16 protein-coding genes, 1 tRNA gene and 1 other RNA gene are annotated in these 16,254 nt (G+C 67.3%); 9 read left to right on the forward strand and 9 right to left on the reverse strand.

From position 1 onward, the window contains the following. Positions 1-125: 125 nt before the first annotated feature. The 4 genes from ACXZ1E_RS02125 (at position 126) to ACXZ1E_RS02140 (ending at position 2,978) form a co-directional block, all read left to right on the forward strand. Positions 126-908, forward strand: coding sequence for an IclR family transcriptional regulator (locus ACXZ1E_RS02125; protein ID WP_458041812.1), 783 nt, complete (start codon positions 126-128; stop codon positions 906-908). 242 nt (positions 909-1,150) lie between these two features. Beyond that, positions 1,151-2,200 (forward strand): zinc-dependent alcohol dehydrogenase family protein, encoded by a 1,050-nt coding sequence (locus tag ACXZ1E_RS02130; RefSeq protein WP_458041813.1) that lies wholly within the window; start codon positions 1,151-1,153, stop codon positions 2,198-2,200. A 108-nt stretch (positions 2,201-2,308) separates the two neighbouring features. Next, positions 2,309-2,683: a hypothetical protein gene (locus ACXZ1E_RS02135; RefSeq protein WP_458041814.1), complete on the forward strand. Its 375-nt coding sequence runs from the start codon at positions 2,309-2,311 to the stop codon at positions 2,681-2,683. A 46-nt stretch (positions 2,684-2,729) separates the two neighbouring features. Beyond that, positions 2,730-2,978 carry a hypothetical protein gene (locus tag ACXZ1E_RS02140; protein WP_458041815.1) on the forward strand — a complete coding sequence of 83 codons (249 nt, stop codon included), beginning with the start codon at positions 2,730-2,732 and terminating at the stop codon, positions 2,976-2,978. 286 nt (positions 2,979-3,264) lie between these two features. Here ACXZ1E_RS02140 and ACXZ1E_RS02145 read toward each other — a convergent pair. Further along, positions 3,265-3,337 (reverse strand) — tRNA-Lys (locus ACXZ1E_RS02145). 100 nt (positions 3,338-3,437) lie between these two features. Here ACXZ1E_RS02145 and ACXZ1E_RS02150 point away from each other — a divergent pair. Together ACXZ1E_RS02150 and ACXZ1E_RS02155 are read left to right on the forward strand one after the other, a co-directional pair. After that, positions 3,438-4,277 (forward strand): inositol monophosphatase family protein, encoded by an 840-nt coding sequence (locus ACXZ1E_RS02150; protein WP_458041816.1) that lies wholly within the window; start codon positions 3,438-3,440, stop codon positions 4,275-4,277. A 10-nt stretch (positions 4,278-4,287) separates the two neighbouring features. Next, a complete protein-coding gene (locus ACXZ1E_RS02155) occupies positions 4,288-4,872 on the forward strand; it encodes a hypothetical protein (protein ID WP_458041817.1) in 585 nt (194 codons plus the stop codon). A 285-nt stretch (positions 4,873-5,157) separates the two neighbouring features. On the opposite strand, the gene ACXZ1E_RS02160 is transcribed toward ACXZ1E_RS02155, so the two are convergent. The 3 genes from ACXZ1E_RS02160 to ACXZ1E_RS02170 all read right to left on the reverse strand — a co-directional run bounded on the left by ACXZ1E_RS02160 (position 5,158) and on the right by ACXZ1E_RS02170 (position 8,625). Beyond that, positions 5,158-5,904, reverse strand: a complete 747-nt coding sequence (locus tag ACXZ1E_RS02160; RefSeq protein ID WP_458041818.1) for a formylglycine-generating enzyme family protein — start codon at positions 5,902-5,904, stop codon at positions 5,158-5,160. Positions 5,905-5,928: 24 nt separating this feature from the next. Beyond that, positions 5,929-7,458, reverse strand: a complete 1,530-nt coding sequence (locus tag ACXZ1E_RS02165; protein WP_458041819.1) for a flotillin family protein — start codon at positions 7,456-7,458, stop codon at positions 5,929-5,931. A 189-nt stretch (positions 7,459-7,647) separates the two neighbouring features. Further along, on the reverse strand, positions 7,648-8,625 hold the full coding sequence (locus tag ACXZ1E_RS02170) for a zinc-binding dehydrogenase (protein ID WP_458041820.1): 978 nt from the start codon (positions 8,623-8,625) through the stop codon (positions 7,648-7,650). 311 nt (positions 8,626-8,936) lie between these two features. Between ACXZ1E_RS02170 and ACXZ1E_RS02175 the strand changes: the two genes are divergently transcribed. From ACXZ1E_RS02175 to ACXZ1E_RS02185, 3 genes are read left to right on the forward strand one after another with little or no spacing between them, the layout of a single operon-like run. Next, on the forward strand, positions 8,937-10,718 hold the full coding sequence (locus ACXZ1E_RS02175) for a TIGR03767 family metallophosphoesterase (protein WP_458041821.1): 1,782 nt from the start codon (positions 8,937-8,939) through the stop codon (positions 10,716-10,718). Then, positions 10,715-11,065: a hypothetical protein gene (locus tag ACXZ1E_RS02180; RefSeq protein ID WP_458041822.1), complete on the forward strand. Its 351-nt coding sequence runs from the start codon at positions 10,715-10,717 to the stop codon at positions 11,063-11,065. Before ACXZ1E_RS02175 ends, ACXZ1E_RS02180 begins: the two co-directional genes overlap by 4 nt. Then, positions 11,062-11,628 (forward strand): hypothetical protein, encoded by a 567-nt coding sequence (locus tag ACXZ1E_RS02185; RefSeq protein WP_458041823.1) that lies wholly within the window; start codon positions 11,062-11,064, stop codon positions 11,626-11,628. The genes ACXZ1E_RS02180 and ACXZ1E_RS02185 overlap by 4 nt, the downstream gene beginning before the upstream one ends. Positions 11,629-12,750: 1,122 nt before the next feature. On the opposite strand, the gene ssrA is transcribed toward ACXZ1E_RS02185, so the two are convergent. The 5 genes from ssrA to ACXZ1E_RS02210 all read right to left on the reverse strand — a co-directional run bounded on the left by ssrA (position 12,751) and on the right by ACXZ1E_RS02210 (position 16,084). Next, positions 12,751-13,120, reverse strand: a transfer-messenger RNA (tmRNA) gene (gene ssrA, locus ACXZ1E_RS02190). A 116-nt stretch (positions 13,121-13,236) separates the two neighbouring features. Continuing rightward, entirely contained in the window at positions 13,237-13,992 is a 756-nt protein-coding gene (locus tag ACXZ1E_RS02195; RefSeq protein WP_458041824.1) for an anti-sigma factor, read from the reverse strand. After that, positions 13,979-14,587: an RNA polymerase sigma factor gene (locus tag ACXZ1E_RS02200; RefSeq protein ID WP_458041825.1), complete on the reverse strand. Its 609-nt coding sequence runs from the start codon at positions 14,585-14,587 to the stop codon at positions 13,979-13,981. The genes ACXZ1E_RS02195 and ACXZ1E_RS02200 overlap by 14 nt, the downstream gene beginning before the upstream one ends. Then, the gene (locus ACXZ1E_RS02205; RefSeq protein ID WP_458041826.1) at positions 14,584-15,216 is read right to left on the reverse strand and encodes a class F sortase; all 633 of its coding nucleotides are present in this window, start codon (positions 15,214-15,216) and stop codon (positions 14,584-14,586) included. The genes ACXZ1E_RS02200 and ACXZ1E_RS02205 overlap by 4 nt, the downstream gene beginning before the upstream one ends. A gap of 34 nt (positions 15,217-15,250) precedes the next feature. Next, on the reverse strand, positions 15,251-16,084 hold the full coding sequence (locus ACXZ1E_RS02210) for a DUF4397 domain-containing protein (RefSeq protein WP_458041827.1): 834 nt from the start codon (positions 16,082-16,084) through the stop codon (positions 15,251-15,253). Positions 16,085-16,254 lie beyond the last annotated feature (170 nt).

Raw genomic sequence — 16,254 nt, forward strand, 5'->3', positions numbered from 1 at the left:
CACGATTCGGACAGATACTGCGGATGCATCCGCCGCCCGATTCCCAACTACAGCCTGTCGACCAGCTCCACAAACGGCAATCGGTGCCTTGCGATATGGATGCCGTGGCCTATAACGTCCACATTATGAACACCTCCACGGTGCCCGGCGCCCAGGCGATCGGCCGGGCGGCGCACCTGCTGCGCCTCGTCACGGCCACCGGCACGAGCGGTGCCCCGACCGCCGACCTCGCGCGCCGCGCCGACCTGTCGCGTTCGACGGCGCATCGACTGCTGTCCGCCCTGCGGGCCGAGGGACTGGTCGATCAGGACGCCACCACCGGACGATGGATGCCCGGGCCCGAGCTCTATCTGATGGGAACCGTCGCCGCAGCCCGGTACGACATCACGACCCTGGCGCGCGACATCGTGCGCTCACTCGCGGTCAAGACCGAAGAGAGTGCGTTTCTGTCCGTGCGGCGGGCCGACGAGACCGTGTGCCTACTGCGCGAGGAGGGGGCCTTTCCCATCCGCTCATTCGTGCTCAGCGAGGGCGTCCGTTTTCCGCTCGGCGTCGCCTCCGCCGGGCTCGCGATCCTGGCGTTCCTGCCCGAACCCGAGGTCGACGCATACCTCGACCGCCACCCCGACCTGGACGAATCGTGGGGCCCGACACACCGCCTCGACCCGCTCCGCACGCGGCTGACCGAAACCCGTGACCGCGGCTATGCCGTCAACCCGGGCCTGATCGTCGAGGGCAGCTGGGGCGTCGGCGCCGCGGTGTTCAACCGAGCGGGGCATCCGGAGTGGGCGCTGAGCCTGACGGGGGTTCAGTTTCGTTTCGGCCCGGATCGCCTCGCGGGCTTGGGCCGCACCCTGCTCGCGCACGCCCACCAGCTCTCGACCCGCATCGCCGCCGCGGGACGCTGACCCTCCGCCGGCGCCCGCGGCGCGAGGGTGCCTATTTCACGCCCGAGAGTTCCCGTTCCGCCACCCGAGAGTTCCCGTTCCGCCACCCGAGAGTGCCCGTTCCGCCACCCGGGAGTGCCCGTTCCGCAGTCCGAACGGGCACCCTCGCGCCATGGGACAAGCACCCTCGCGCCATGGGACAAGCACCCTCGCACGCGGAATGGGCACCCTCGCGCCCCGGACCCACGCCGTAGGCTGAAACCATGCGTGCAACGACGATCCATGCAGCCGGTGATGTCCGAATCGAAGAGGTGCCCGACCCCGTGCTCAGCTCGGGGCGTGACGCGATCGTCCGCATCGTCGCGGCCTGCGTGTGCGGCTCGGACCTGTGGAGCTACCGCGGCGTGCGGGCCCCGAAGCCCGGCTCGCGCATCGGGCACGAGTTCGTCGGCGTCGTCGAGGCGATCGGAGACGATGTCGAGAACGTCGCCGTCGGCGATTTCGTCATCGCGCCGTTCTACGACTGCGACATGACCTGCGTGAACTGCCGCAACGGCGTCTCCACCTCATGTCTCGAGCACTCCTGGTGGGGCTCGCGCGATCACTTCGGCGACTTCGCCGACGGCGCCCAGGGCGAATTCGTCCGTGTGCCGCACGCCGACGGGACGCTCGTGAAGACCCCCGAGTATCCGTCCGACGACCTGATCCCCCATCTGCTGACGCTGTCGGATGTCTTCGGCACCGGCCACCACGCCGCGCTGTCCGGCGGGGTCGGTCCCGGCAGCACGGTCGTCGTTATCGGTGACGGCGCGGTCGGCCTCTGTGCCGTGCTCGCCTCGAAGCGTCTCGGCGCCGAACGCATCGTGCTGATGTCACGGCACGAATCGCGCCAGGCGCTCGGCCGCGAGTTCGGCGCGACCGATGTCATCGCCGAGCGCGGCGACGAGGGCATCGCCGCGGCGAAGGCCCTGTTCGACGACATCGGCCCCGACGCCGTGCTCGAGTGCGTTGGTACCTCCGAGAGCATGGACCAAGCCATCGCGACCGTCCGCCCCGGCGGCACTGTCGGGTTCGTGGGCGTTCCCGCCGAGGGCAACTCGGTGCCGGTCGGCGCCCTGTTCGGTGCCAACATCGCTCTGAGCGGGGGCGTCGCGCCGGTCCGCAACTACATCGAAGAACTGTTGCCGGATGTCTGGAGCGGCCGTCTTCAGCCCGGTCGCGTCTTCGACCTCACCCTGCCGCTGGCCGAGGTCGCCGAGGCCTATGCCGCGATGGACGAGCGCCGCGCCATCAAGGTCCTCCTGAAGCCCTGATCGCGCCCCTCGCTTCACGCCGCGCGGGTTATTCGACCCGCCAAGATATGCGGGCCCCAGAATGTGGCCCGTGTCAGACTTCCGCAGAACAAACGGGCGGGGGAAGCGATGACTCGGTGGCGACGAGGCCCGGCCGCGGCCGCTCTCTTCGTTTCCGGAGGACTCGCGCTTATCGGGGGCACGACAGTTGCGGTGCTGCAAGCCATCCAACTCCTGTTCGGAGTCGGCGGATGGGCACTGTGGATTGTGGTGAGCAATCTACGGTTCTTCAACGCCCCGAAGCCCGAGCCGACCCCCTTCCCGAGCGTCGACTTCCTGACGCCCGGGCTTCTGTTCGTCGTGGGCGTGTTCTTTGTGCTGATGGGCTGGGTGGCCCTGATCAGAGCGTCGACGCTCGTGTGGCCAGACCGTTTCGACCGGTCCGGGCAGGGTGGGCTCGGTGCCGACCTGGCGGGCCTACTCAACACCTCACAGCCCGCGTGATCGAGCCGAATATCCAAGCGCGATGCTTCGCGCATACAGTGCCTTGATGTCCTCAAAGGCGTGGGCTTGGTTCTGGACCGTGTTCATCGCGATCGGTTGTGGCGCGGGGGCGTACCCCGGAGCGCTGGAACTGGGGCTCGCTCTGGGCTGGGCCATCGCTATCGGTATCGGCGGGTTCATCGTGTCTGGCATCTGCTGTGGGTCCTACGTCGTCGGCCATGGCAGGATGCGCTCCCTGAGGAAGACGGCGAACAGCGGGGGGACTCCTCGCAGTGACGATGCTGATGCGCTCTGAGCGCTACTCAGTCGAAGACCTGATCAGCAGATTGCACGATCAATTGGACGGACGCTTTTACCGGCGCAGATCGAGCACGTTGACACCCTCGGTCCGTGCACGGTCAGCAGGCCGATGATGGGCGATTCCAGAGCCTGGGATGCACGTGGATTGCACGGTGCAGATTCGCGCGGAGTCGCGCTCAGCCCCCTGGAGCGCGAGAGGCAGGGATGCCGGTGAGCAGAAATAGCCTCTGACCAAGAACAAGAAAAGCCTCCGAGATGGCGAGATCTCAGAGGCTTCCCAGTGCACCCCCTCGGACTTGAACCGAGAACCCACTGATTAAGAGTCAGTTGCTCTGCCGATTGAGCTAGAGGTGCAGAGGCCGCCCAGGTGGAGCCGGGCGAACCGAGGATCAACGTTACCATCACGGTTACGTCACTCGCTAATCGTCCAGGCAAACGCCGGTATCCTGGGGCCGTGACTTCCCCCACGTCGCCCGTCCCCGGCGTCGCGCACACCGAACACTCGCGTGCCGACGACCTTTCCCTCGCGCTCCGACTCGCGGATGCCGCGGCTTTGGCCTCCATGGCACGGTTCGACGCCGTGGACTTGGACGTGCAGACAAAGCCCGATGCCTCGCCCGTGTCCGAGGCGGATCTGGCTGCCGAGCGGGCCATCCGCGACATCCTCGCCACAGAGCGACCCGGCGACGGGATCCTCGGCGAAGAGTTCGGCACAACAGGTGACAGCCGCCGCCAGTGGATCATCGATCCGATCGACGGAACCGCCAACTATGTCCGCGGCATCCCGATGTGGGGAAACCTGACCGCCCTTGCGGTCGACGGGCTGCCCGTCGTCGGCGTCGTCGGCATCCCGGCGATCGGACGCCGCTGGTGGGGTGCCGAAGGGCTCGGCTCCTGGACCGATACCCCCGAGGGTGGCGAGCGACGCCTGCGGGTATCGGCGATCGACACCCTCGACGAGTCCAGCGTCAGCTTCCAGAGCATCGCGCAATGGGACGAGACGGGTCATCTCGACGCCCTGATCGCCCTGACGCGCCGGGTCAAGCGCGACCGCGGCTACGGCGATGTCTGGCCCTACATGCTGCTCGCCGAGGGGCGCCTCGAGTTCGTCGCCGAGTTCGGCGTACAGGAATACGACATCGCCGCCGTCGTTCCGATCATCACCGAGGCCGGCGGGTGCGTCACGTCATTCGAGGGCGAGCAGACGCTCTCGGCACGTTCGGTGATGGCGACCAACGGCATCCTGCACCAAGACTTCCTCGATTTCGTCCACTCCCCGACGTCGGCCCCCTGATCTGGACGCCATGACTCGTTCCCGCGCGCTCCACCTTTCCCGCACGGCCCTCGGCGCCTCGGCGCTCGTGACCGCGCTGGTGCTGTCGGGCTGCGCGTCGACACCGGATGCTGAGCCATCCGTGCCGCCGTCCAGTGCTGCTCCCACCGCCACCCCCACACCGACGCGCACAGCAATCGTGCCTGTGGCGCGCCCCGAAGACCTCACCTGCGAAACACTCATCGCACCCGACCTCGTCGCCGCGTTCGTCGAGGCAGGGTGGGAGGCACAGGAGGAAGCGTTCCGCATCGGATCACGCGAGATCCCCGACGGCCTGTGGTGCATCTGGGGTGCGGCAGGAGCCCTGACAACCGGGCTGCAGATCTACGGCTGGGCTGGAATTGACCCCGTGGAAGCCGAAAAGGCCCAAGAGGAGCTGACCGAGGGCGGCTGGGTCGCGGAAGAATCACCCGACGGCATGTACGTCACCGAAAACCCCGACACGACCGTCGCGACCGACGACGACGGCTACGGGGTGACGTTCCTCTTCGGCGACGGCTGGGTCGCCGTGGCCGACACCAAGGAAGGCCTGCTCGTCATCGAGCGCCCCGCCTGATCGAGCCCGATACCCGCATAGGGCGGACATCCGAGAGGTGCGATCCCGCTTGGATGGCCCCGCGGAGCCCACCTCAGGCAACATCAGCCATAGCGATCCTCTCGGATGTTCGCCCGGCAGCGCAGAGTTGCCCAGATCAGCCCCCGGGAAAGCGCAAATCTGAAAGGAAGGACGGGCACCGAAGGCCGCTTTTCGGCCATATCCGAGCCTTCCAGCCCCAAGATTCCTTCCAGAATTACGCCGAAACCACGCAAGTCGCCACGATACGCAGCAAGACCCAGACGCTCATCGCCCGAGCGGGGTCCAGCCCGGCGGCAGCGGCCCATCCAGATCCGCACGCTCCCGGTCCACCGCGTCCGCCCAGCCCTGCGCCTCGCCGACACCGTCGAACCCGCCCCGAGCCAGGCGAAACCCGACATCCTCGTGCGTCGCCCGCGGGGGTCCGCCGCGCCGGGTCGAGGCCCGAACGCTCCACGCGTCGTCGGCGTACCCGCCGCCGCGGAACACCCGATAGTCCCGATATCGACCGGGGTCGAGCAGGTCCCAACACCACTCCCACACGTTGCCGAGGGTGTCGAACAGGCCGTTCAGGTTGGGCAGCTTGCCGCCGACGTTCTGCGGGGTCGTGGTCCCATCACCACTCGTCCAGGCCACCTCGGCGAGCGGGCCGTAGTGGGCGCCGGTTGACCCGGCACGGCACGCGAACTCCCACTCGGCCTCGGTCGGCAAACGGTAGCCGTCAGAATCGACGTGCCACGAGACATCCTGACCCTCGAACGAATAGGCCGGGTCGAGCCCTTCCCACTCCGACGCCGCATTGCAGAAGCGGATGGCTCGCAGCCAACTCACTTCTACCGCCGGGCGCCGTGGGTGCACGGATGTCTCGCCCAGGATCTCGGCGAGCTGCTCCTCCGTCACGGGGTACACCCCGATCTCGAAGGGCTCGAGGTCTACGGTCCGGCGAGCCTTGCGTCGGGCATCGTGGAGCGTGACACTTCCGGCGCCGATACGGGCCAGCTGGAAGTCGTCCACCGAAGGGATCCGTCCGCGCGGCGCTCAGGCCCCGGCGGAGTCGGACGCCGAAGCGACGGGGCCTGACGCGACGGTCGCGGGAGCTGCAGCGGCAGCCGAGCCCTCCGCGATGCCCCGCCCGAGCGCCTGCCCCTGGATGATCGCGCTCAGGTCGAGACCAGTCGCCGCCTTGACGCTCTCGAACGTCGCCGAGAGGCTCGTCGACTGCTCGCGGGCCATGTGGGTTCCGGCGGTGTCGCCACCGATCAGCGTGATGTTGCCGATCTTCTGGTAGCCCTTGGCGAACTCGGCCATGAGCTGCGGCAGCTGCCCGATGACCTCTTTCGCGAGAATCGCGTCCTGGTTCTCACGCAGAGCCTCGGCTTCGGCGGCGATCGCCTCGGCGGTGGCGGTTCCGCGCAGTCGAATCGACTCGGCCTCGGCCTCGGCCTGAACGCGCACGGCGAGGGCATCGGCTTCGGCCTGCACACGCACCGCGGCGGCTTCGGCGGATGCGGCGGCCTCGCGGGCCTGGGCCTGCGCGTTGACGGCGTACGCCTCGGCATCCGCGCGTTCCTGCGCGACCTTGCGTTCGGCCTCGGCGTTCTTCTGGCGCTTGTACGCCTCGGCGTCCGCGGCGGTCTGCTGCTGGTATGCCTGAGCTTCGGCATCCGTCTGCTGCTTGTACTTGTCGGCGTCGGCGACCTTCTTGACCTCGGCGTCGAGGCGGGCCTGCGTGTTGTTGGCTTCCTGCAGGAGGACGCCCTGCTCAGCCTCGGCACGCGCCAGGTTCTCCGACTGCTCGGCGAGCGCGTTGGCCCGACCGACCTCCGACAGCGCGGCGGCCTTGTTCTTGTCGAGCGCGGTCTGCTCGATCAGGTTGGCCTCGTCGGCGGCGAGCTGGCGCTTCTTGACCTCGCGCAGCGCATCGATCTCGGCGACGTCGGCCTGGCGGCGCACACGCTGCACCTCGACCGCACCGAGCGCCGAGATGTAGTTGTTCTTGTCGGTGATGCCCTGGATCGCGAACGAATCGAGCACCAGACCCTGCGCGAGAAGGTCGCCCGAGATACCTTCGGCGATCTCGTCGCTGAGCTTCTGGCGGTCCTGCATGACCTGCTCGACCGTGAGCTTGGCGACCACACCACGCAGCGCGCCCTCGAGCTGCTCGGTCGTGAAGGTGACGATGGCATCGTCCTGCGACGCGAAACGCTCCGCGGCGCGGCGCACCTGATCGGGCGTCGAGCCGATCTTGACCAACGCGACGCCGGTCAGATCGATCGTCACACCGTTGTTCGTCTGCGCGGTCGGCTCGAACTTGATCTGACGCGAGCGCAGCGACACCCGGTCGGAGCGCTGGGTGAGCTTGTTGACGAGCGCCCCGCGACCGCTGATCACGGTCATCTTGTTGGCTTCGCCCTCGGTGCTGTCGCGGGCCTTCTTACCGACGATGACGATGGCCTCGTCGGCGCGCGGAACCTGATACCAGAGGCGGAACAGGATCAGCACGATGATCAGAACAACGAAAACTATTCCGGCGCCGACGGCGATGGCGATGAGCAGGAACGGATCCATGTGGTGGGTCTCCTTCTTCAGGCCTGCCGCGTGCACGCCGTGATATCCAACCTATGTGCACCCCGGCAGTTGAGCGAGCGCAGCCCGGTCGATGAGCGAGCCTCGCGAGACGAAACGACGCGCCGACGCGCACGTCTCGTCTCATCGCTACGCTCGTCGCTCAACGACCGCGTCAGCGCACCCGTCGACTTAGAAGCGCAGGAGGATCTTCCCTGCGCGCCCAGGCTGGTCACTCGCGGCCGCAGCGGCCCGAGCATCCGTGAACTCGAAAACCTCACCCACGGGCAACGTGACCTCTCCGGACCCGATCCGCTCGATGAGCTCGCCGAAGAGGGCGGCGCGCTTCGGAGCATCCATCCACTGGCTGACCTTGCTGCCCCAGAAGCCCTTGACGGTCGCCTGCTTGAAGATCAGGTCGCCCGACGACAGCTCGAGCTTGTCCGAGCCCATCGCTCCGAACGACACGAGCGTGCCACCCTCGCCCAGCAGCGACAACAGGTCACCGGCCGCGGAACCACCGACCGAGTCGACCGCCGCGCGCGGGGCCGCATCGCCGAGAATCGCGGCGGCACGCTCGCGCCAGTCAGCGCTCTCGGTGGAAACGATGTTCCGGATGCCGAGGGCACCGAGTTCGTCGACGCCCGCGTCGCGCCGCACCAGGCCGAGCACCCGCACGCCGCGCGCTGCTGCGAACTGCACGACGAGCTTGCCGACCGCACCGTTCGCGGTGTTCTGCACGATCCACTCGCCCGGCTGTACGTCGAGGTATTCGAGCAGGCTGAGCGCGCTGAACGGCATCGAGATCATCTGCGCCGCGGTTTCGTCGCTCACCGAATCGGGAGCGGGAACGAGTCCGGATGCCTTCGCCACGAAGTACTCGCTCCACACGCCGAACGTGCCGCCGGTCGCGACGCGCTGCCCGATCTGCAGCTGGTCGACCCCCTCGCCGAGCGCGTCCACGACGCCGACTGCTTCTGTACCGGATGCCGCCGGCAGATCGGGTTTGAAGCCATAGGTGCCGCGAATCGTCCACAGGTCGTGGTTGTGGATCGGCGCCAACACCGTGCGCACGCGCACCTCCCCCGCGCTGGGCTCGGGAATGAGCCGTTCGGCGACTTCGAGAACGTCGCTGGCTTCGCCGAAGGTGGGGTGGATCAGTGCGCGCATGGTGGTGCTCCTTGTGTTGCTGATGTGCGGCCGCGTGTTGTGCGGCGGGATGTCGGGGGTGTTTGTCCCGACGGGTACCTCGACGCCAACGCAGAGGCGCCGCCATGTATGCCCAACCCTCGTTGATCGAGGCGAAGCCCGATTCGAAACACCCCCGTCGCTGACGCTGCGGGAGCGACCGCACCGATGGTCCGTGAGCTTGTCGAAGGGACTACTCACACCCGCCCACGCCCGAACCCGCGCGAGCGATATGCTCGTGCCGCGAGCGCACCCGAGCGCCCGTCCCCATCTGACCCGAATGGATGGCTCGAGTGCTGTCACGCAGACAGTTCCTTCTTCAGAGCGCGCTGCTCGCCGCGGCGACCAGCCTGAGCATCAACGACCTCGCCCCGCGGCTCGCCGCGGGTACGGCGGCAACCTCGACCTCAGACATCCCGAGCACGCTCCTGCAGACGATCCGCCAGGGCTCGATCGTGAAGGGTCAGTACCGCGGCCTCACGACGGGCCCGGGCGAGCCCTACATCCCCCGCCTCGATGTGCTGCGTGCCACCCCGAGCTCGACGCGCACAACCGCCCGCCGATCGCTGCTCTACATGGGGCATCTGTCTGACCTGCACGTGATCGACGCCCAGTCCCCCGGCCGCATCGAGCCGATGATCGTGCAGGATCACTCGGCGTGGGGTTCGGCGTTCCACCCGCACGATCCACTCAGCCCGCACGCGACGGCCGCGATGGTCCAGGCGTTTTCGGATGCCCGTTACAGCCCCCTCACCGGCGCACCGATGGGTGCGGCGATCGTCACGGGCGACAGCGCCGACATGCACTCGCACCTCGAATTGCGCTGGTACATCGACCTGATGGACGGCCTCGCGGTCGACCCCGCGAGCGCCGGCAAGAAGTTTCAGGGCGTTCAGGCGTGGTCCGAGGCGACCTGGGCGTATCGTCCCGGCGATCCGGCCGGAGGCGCGTTCGGCGACTACGGCTTCCCCCGCCTGCCCGATCTGCTCGCGCAGTCCATCGCCAAGCCCGTCGAGTCGGTCGGACTGCCCGCCCCCTGGTACGCCGTGTACGGCAACCACGACACGCTCCTGCTCGGCACGTTCGATCTCAGCCCGCAGCTGCACGCCCTGGCGGTCGGCGGGCAGAAGTCGTACTCGCTGGATGGCACGGCGGGAAGCATCCTGAACGGCTACGCGTCGAGCACCAGCGTGTTTCAGCAGGCGATGGATGCGCTCGGTGTTGCGCTCGGGCGTCCGGGATTCCGGAGCGTCACGGCGAATCCCGAGCGGTTCCTGTTCGAGCAGCGCGAGTTCATGGCCGAACACTTCGTCACGCAGCCAGCGCCCGGGCCGATCGGGCACGGGTTCACGCAGCACAACCTCGACTCCGGCGAGACGTGGTGGCAGACGGAGCTCACCCCACACATCCGCGCGTTCGGTCTCGATACCTGCAATCAGGTCGCGGGTCCGGATGGCGCGGTGCCCGACGTGCAGTTCCGCTGGCTCGAGCGCGAGCTCGAGAAGGCGCAGACCGAGCAGAGGCTCGTGCTGATCTTCAGCCACCACAACAGCCTGACGCTCGAGAATCGCGCGCAGCGCCCGGGCGACACCGAGGTGCTGCATGGCGCGGAAGAGTTCGTCGATCTGCTGCTGAAATACTCGGTGGTGATCGGATGGCTCAACGGCCACACGCACCTCAACCAGATCCTCGCCCACGCCTCCCCCACCGGCGGCTTCTGGGAGATCACGACCGCCTCGTGCATCGATTTTCCGCAGCAACAGCAGGTTGTGGAGATCATCGACAACCGCGATGGCACGATGTCGCTGTTCACGACGGTGCTCGATCACGCCTCCCCCGCCGTGCCCGGCACGAGCGGCAGCCTCGCCGACCTGGCGTCGCAGAGCCGCGAGTTCGCCGCAAACGACTGGGCCGAGACGCCCATGATGCGTCGGGGTTCGCCGCTCGATCGCAACACCGAGCTGCTGCTCCGCGCTCCCTTTGATCTGTCGATGATCACGGATGCGGCGCTCGAAAGTCAGCGGATGACCGACCATGCTCGACTCGTCGCCTACGAGAACGCGAGGGGCCTGTGAGCGCGCGGCGGGCTCTGGTGCCCGTGCTCTTGTTGGTCGGCCTGTCGCTCACGGGGTGCTCGCAGGTCGCGGCGATCGCGCCCGTCGGGGGCAATCACCTGGCCGAGGTGCGATACGCGGCGATCGATGTCCTGCTCGACGCGGATGTCGAGGTACTGACCGCACCCGTCTGTGCCCAGGCGCCATCGGGCGAGGTGTCGTGCCAGGGCGAGACGGTGGACGGCACAGACATCTCGGTCGTCTCCCCCGCCGACGACCAGACCGTCGTCACGGTGACAGTCGGCGACGATCAGTTGTACTCGGGCTCGATCATGGACGTCATCGACAAGGCGGCGAGGAACGGATGACTCGGCTGCTCGCTCGGGCATGGCCCGTGCTTCTCGCCGCGGTCGGCGGCAACGCCGTGGTTCAGGCTCTGCTGGTCGCGCCGTTCGTGACTCCCGGCGGTTCCGTCCCTTTCCTTGCGTTGGCGCTGGCGTCGTTCTGCGCGATCGTCGGGTCACTCGGCGTGGTGGTCGGGCGACTGCGGTCTCTCGTCTCGGGAGCAGGACGCGCTTGGACGGTGTGGGCCGCGTGCCTGGCGGTCGTGCTGGCAGTGGGACTCGCAGCGCTGGCATCGTCATGGCTCGTGCCGGTGACCCTCACGGTGGTGCTGATTCTGCTCGCCGGAACCACAATCGGTCGGGGCACTGCGGGGTTCGCAACCTTCCGCCATCACCCGGTGCGCGCGATCCTCCTGGCTGTCGTAACGCTGCTCGTGATCGGCCTTCTCTGGCTCGGCGCCCTGCTCCTCGGCTTCTTCATCACCGGCTTGCCCGCCGCCCTCCTAACCTGGCTCGCCTTCGGCGTCGTCGGTGTCCTGCTCCTCACCGCCTGGACGTCCCTGGCGTCCCGCTCGCTGAGCCTGTAGAAGCGACCACCCGCACCTGCCGGTCGTTGAGCGAGGAGCGCAGCGACGAGTCGAAACGCCCACCCGCGCGCTCACCCCGCCCGATCGCTGAGTCGGTCAAAGCGCCCCACCCACCGAGCCTGTCGAACCGACTTCGGTGCACCATCGCCCATTCGTGGCACAACTCGCTACCGTGGCGTTATGGTCCGGAAACCGCTAACGCACGAAGACGGCGATGTAGTCAACGCCGCGAAGTCAGTTCTCGCAGGGGCAAGCGGGTACGACGATCTGAGCGAGCGGGGCCAAGCAGCTGTGCGTTCGATCTGGGACGAGCAAATTTCCGAGCGTCGCACCGGTCTCAATCTCGCCGCTGAGTTCACGCAGGCGGGACGATCCTGGACAGAAGCGGACGCGCAGGGAAATGCCGTCGTCCACCGTGCAGACTCACCCTTTGACTGACACGGTCCAGTGCCTCGTGACTTGGCCGGGCCGAAAGCTCGGCCAAGTCCCCGATATCGCTCGAATCCTGCAGCAGGTGACGCATCTGCCGTTCGTGAACGCCGACATGGTCCCCGCCGAACGTTGGCCGGATGCTCAGGATGAGCACGCGACGGCCGACACTCCGGCATGCATTCAGACACGCCGAGCACCGACCGCCCAGCGAGGTCAACGTGTATGCGCCACGCTGAGACTGTGAGTGCCACAAGGCGAGCCCAACACGCCCATCAGACCAGCCGCTATTGGGTCGAGAACGGGCAGACCTATGTCAGCACGGGACTGTACGTTCAACGGTGGTCCTCCAGAATCGGAGTTACACCGTTGAACGTACAGTCCCGTCCGAGGTGCGAACTGCCCATTTCTCGGGAGCATCCGCCGTCGCGAGCGAGAGCATGCCGGTCGAGATGGGGGTGCGGCGCGGGTCGGGCATTGCGGCCTCCATGGAGTCGGGCGGGTCACTTCGACAAGCTCAGTGACCGTGGTCGAGGCCGAAACGGGCGCTTCCGCTGTCGCAATTTGTCGCCGCGATGCCGCGCCAGCGACGATTTGCGACAGCGGAGCATCCGAAGGCCCACAAAAAAGAGCCCGGCCCCCGCGAGCATAAAGCGCGCGGGAGCCGGGCCCCCCAACGTGCGACAACGACCAATGTGGAGATGGGGGGAATCGAACCCCCGTCCAACGCTGTGATTCTGCGCCTTCTACGGGCGTAGCTTGTGCTGACGTTCTGCTCGGCTCCTACCTTTGCCACAAGCATCTAGGTAGACAAGCCCAGCCTGAGAAAAGTCCCGCGTGACGTTCAGGCGCCATCACGCAGCAAGACCCCTAAATGACGCCAGGCTCCGTGTCGGGATCACACACGGTCTGACGGACTATCGGGCTCGCTTAGGCAGCGAGGGCGAAGTCAGTGCGCTTGGTTTCGGCACTTATTGTTTTGCAGAGATCGTTTACGAGATAACCCTGCATCCTCGGCCCGCTTCTCGCAGGTTCGCAGGCGATGTCGAAACCGATCATCCCCATGGACCTTCTTTCGAAGGGGCCGTTGTCGCACGCTGTTGAATTACCACGCTCGGGATGTCTGTTGCCAGCACCCGAGCATCTCAGTTTACAGGCCCGAGGGGCCGCTGGCCACCCTTAAAAGAAGCCCAACTCCCCTCGCACGATCGAGTCGCCCGAGTGCCCGGGCTGGCCGTCGTCGGGCTCATTCGACACGTCGACCAACACGTACTGCGACACATCGATCTCGGCCGGCACCGTGAAGGTGCCCTCGGTGCCGTCGAGCACGCCGAGGCTCACGAGCGCCGAGGCATCCTTCGTGATCAGCCACACCTCACGGTATGAATCCGGCGCCTCATCGGCCTCGAGTTCGACCCGCACCATCCGCGTACCGTCCGGTGTCTCTTCGAGCACGGCTGCACCCACGGCTCCGGGGTGGTCGGGGAATGCGTCGAGGGATGCCGCGGCCACCTCGACCACGGCGGTGCGCTGCCCGATCGCCCACCCGCCGACGGCCACACCGGCGACAACGACCAGCGACGCCGCGAGCACCCAGGCCGTGGCCAGGCCACCACGGCGACCCCGGCGGGGTGCAGCGTGCGCGGGTCCTGTACGCGGGGCGGACGTGACGGGTTCCGCATCCGGCGCCGACAGACCGACCTCGTCGCGGATGGCGTTCCACACCCGCTCGGGCGGGGTGAGCATCTCGCCGGCGTCGATCGCCGACCGCCCGACAAGGGCCGCGTGGCGCAGCTCGCCGAGTTCGTGCTGACAGTCCGGACACGCCGCAATGTGGGCGTCATCCGCATCCGAGGTCACCGGCTCGCCCATCGCCAACAGCGCGAGCTGTTCCGGGTCAAGGTGCGACTCACTGTTCAGGTCACGGTGCGACATCGACGGCCTCCAATCTGGTGCGCATTCGGGTCAGACTTCGGCGGATATGGCTCTTGACAGTACCCACGGGCATGTCGAGTCTGGCTGAGATCTCTTGGTGGGTCAGGTCGTCGAAGAAGGCGAGTCGCACGACGGTCCGAGCATCCGGTTCCAATCGTTCGATTTCTTGCGCCACGAGCAGGGTTTCGGCCAGGTCGACGGATGGCGCGGCCACCAGGTCATCCGGATGTGTCACCCGCTCCAACTGCTCCTGCAAACGCCTGACCCGCGCGCGCGCCTCGTGCGTGTCGGCGATGCGGCGCTTCGCGATCGTGATGATCCACGTTGCGAGCGCAGCCTTGGTGGGGTCGTACGATTCGCGCCCGGTCCAGGCGGCGACGAAGGTCTTCTGGGTGACGTCCTCGGCATCCGAGGTGTCCGCGAGCGATCGCAGGGCAAGCGTGTAGACGACCGGCGACCAGCGCCGATACACCTCTTCGAGTGAGCGCTCATCACCCGCGCGAAATCTCGCGTCGAGAGACTGCTCGGGATCGGCATCCATGCCGTTGACCTTTCGGATGTGACGCGCAGCGCCGCGGGTCGTTCGCCCGGTCATGCCATCGGTCGGGCGATGGCGACCACGTTATCGCTGTAGGAGCGTCTTTCGGCGTCGAAGCTGCCGCCGCACGTGATCAGCACGAGGGCGGGGGCGCCGTCGCGAGCGAAGAGTTGCTCGGTCGGCAGCTGCGAGCGCGGATAGTAGGTGACGCTTTCGACGGCGTAGCGCGTCATCCCGCCATCCTCGCTCTCGACCTGCACCTCGGTACCGGGTTCGAAATTCCGGAGGTTCGACAGCGGACCGATGCCATAGATGCTCGAGTCGACGTGTGCCGCGAGCACGGTGTTGCCGGTTCCCGCGGCGGGGTACGCGCCGAAGCGATACCAGCCGGCGACGGTCGGCTCGGGCGGCAGCTCCATGAAGCCGCCGTCCTCGATGCCGACGGGCCTGATCGACATGTCGATCGATGCCGACGGCACCTGCACCCGCACCGGAGCGACGGGCGCGACGACCGGCGGCACCTCACTCGAGGTGCGGGGCACGTCGATCACGGCGGTGGGCGCCGGGGTGGGAGTGGGGGTTGGGGCGTCGCTCGCCCCCGCGTCCGGGAGTTGGGCGGGGGCGAGCGAACATCCCGTCAGGGCGAGCAAAAACACCGCAATGATGAGCGGGGGGACTCGGTTCATGGTGATGCTCTCCTGTTGCTCGCCCTATCGGGTGTCAGCCGCGCGAGCGGACTGACCGGAAGCCCAGGGCGGCCGCGACCGCCGCACCCAGGGCCAAGACGATGCCGATGCCGATGCCCCAGACGAGCGGTGCAGGACCGTTCTCTGCGACAAGACCGGCCGAGCCCGAGTTGACGCTGTCGGGCGAGGAGTGCAGGCCGGTGATGGTCTGCACGGCGAGGGCGAGGTTGTCATCCGCCGCGCTGCCCCAGGCATAGACGATCGTCAGAACGCCTTCCTGCACGTTGACATCGGCGGGTCCGATCACGGGATCCGTCGTGCCTGCCAGCGCCACAGAGGCCGGGACCACACCGGCGGCCAGGTTCAGCGTCGCCTCGTTCGGGTTGGTGAGGTCCTCGACGACGGGGGTGCCGCCGGCGAGGATGTCGACGGCCGGTGCCGCGGCAACGTGGCGAACAGTCAGGCGACCCTCGCCTGCGGCGGTGGTGCTGATGTCGTTGGTGAACAGCGTGGCCGTGGGGGCTCCGGCATCCGTCAAGTGAGCGACGGCGGTGTAGCTGGTGTTCGCGGCGAGGGTGAGGGTGATGGGTCCGATGACGGGGGCGCTGTCGTCCGCTGCATCCGGTGCCGTGATGGCGACGACGTAGTCGCCGGCGGGCAGATCGAGCGGGCCGGCGAGGTCTCCCGGCTGGAAGTCGTCGAGGGTCAGGTCACCGTTGACGTAGACGTCGACGTCGACGGGAGTGTCGGGTACGGCATGCAGCACCGAAAGATCGGCGGTCGTTGATGAGATCGCGCTCGCGGGGGTGATGAATCCCACGGCGGCGACGACGCCGACAGCAATGCCGGCAGCAATTGTCTTGCGCACGTTGTCCTCCTTCACGGGCGCGAGCTTTTCGCGCCGTCTAGAGAGTTGTTCCGGGCGAAGGTGCGTGACGGATGCAGGTGGATGAGTATTTGTGGACTCGTGAGAGAACTCTCATCCCTGTATGCCATCCAGGGCCGCGAGTACGCGGATTTTGAGGCTTCTCAACGTCG

Source organism: Pacificispira sp. HM-600 (assembly GCF_977993705.1).

Excerpts from the sequence above, each read along its gene's own strand:
- ACXZ1E_RS02205 (WP_458041826.1), bottom strand. The coding sequence starts at position 15,216 with ATGAACCGAGTCCCCCCGCTCATCATTGCGGTGTTTTTGCTCGCCCTG.
- ACXZ1E_RS02125 (WP_458041812.1), top strand. The coding sequence starts at position 126 with ATGAACACCTCCACGGTGCCCGGCGCCCAGGCGATCGGCCGGGCGGCG.
- ACXZ1E_RS02170 (WP_458041820.1), bottom strand. The coding sequence starts at position 8,625 with ATGCGCGCACTGATCCACCCCACCTTCGGCGAAGCCAGCGACGTTCTC.
- ACXZ1E_RS02200 (WP_458041825.1), bottom strand. The coding sequence starts at position 14,587 with ATGACCGGGCGAACGACCCGCGGCGCTGCGCGTCACATCCGAAAGGTC.
- ACXZ1E_RS02130 (WP_458041813.1), top strand. The coding sequence starts at position 1,151 with ATGCGTGCAACGACGATCCATGCAGCCGGTGATGTCCGAATCGAAGAG.
- ACXZ1E_RS02195 (WP_458041824.1), bottom strand. The coding sequence starts at position 13,992 with ATGTCGCACCGTGACCTGAACAGTGAGTCGCACCTTGACCCGGAACAG.
- ACXZ1E_RS02165 (WP_458041819.1), bottom strand. The coding sequence starts at position 7,458 with ATGGATCCGTTCCTGCTCATCGCCATCGCCGTCGGCGCCGGAATAGTT.
- ACXZ1E_RS02140 (WP_458041815.1), top strand. The coding sequence starts at position 2,730 with ATGTCCTCAAAGGCGTGGGCTTGGTTCTGGACCGTGTTCATCGCGATC.
- ACXZ1E_RS02155 (WP_458041817.1), top strand. The coding sequence starts at position 4,288 with ATGACTCGTTCCCGCGCGCTCCACCTTTCCCGCACGGCCCTCGGCGCC.
- ACXZ1E_RS02135 (WP_458041814.1), top strand. The coding sequence starts at position 2,309 with ATGACTCGGTGGCGACGAGGCCCGGCCGCGGCCGCTCTCTTCGTTTCC.
- ACXZ1E_RS02185 (WP_458041823.1), top strand. The coding sequence starts at position 11,062 with ATGACTCGGCTGCTCGCTCGGGCATGGCCCGTGCTTCTCGCCGCGGTC.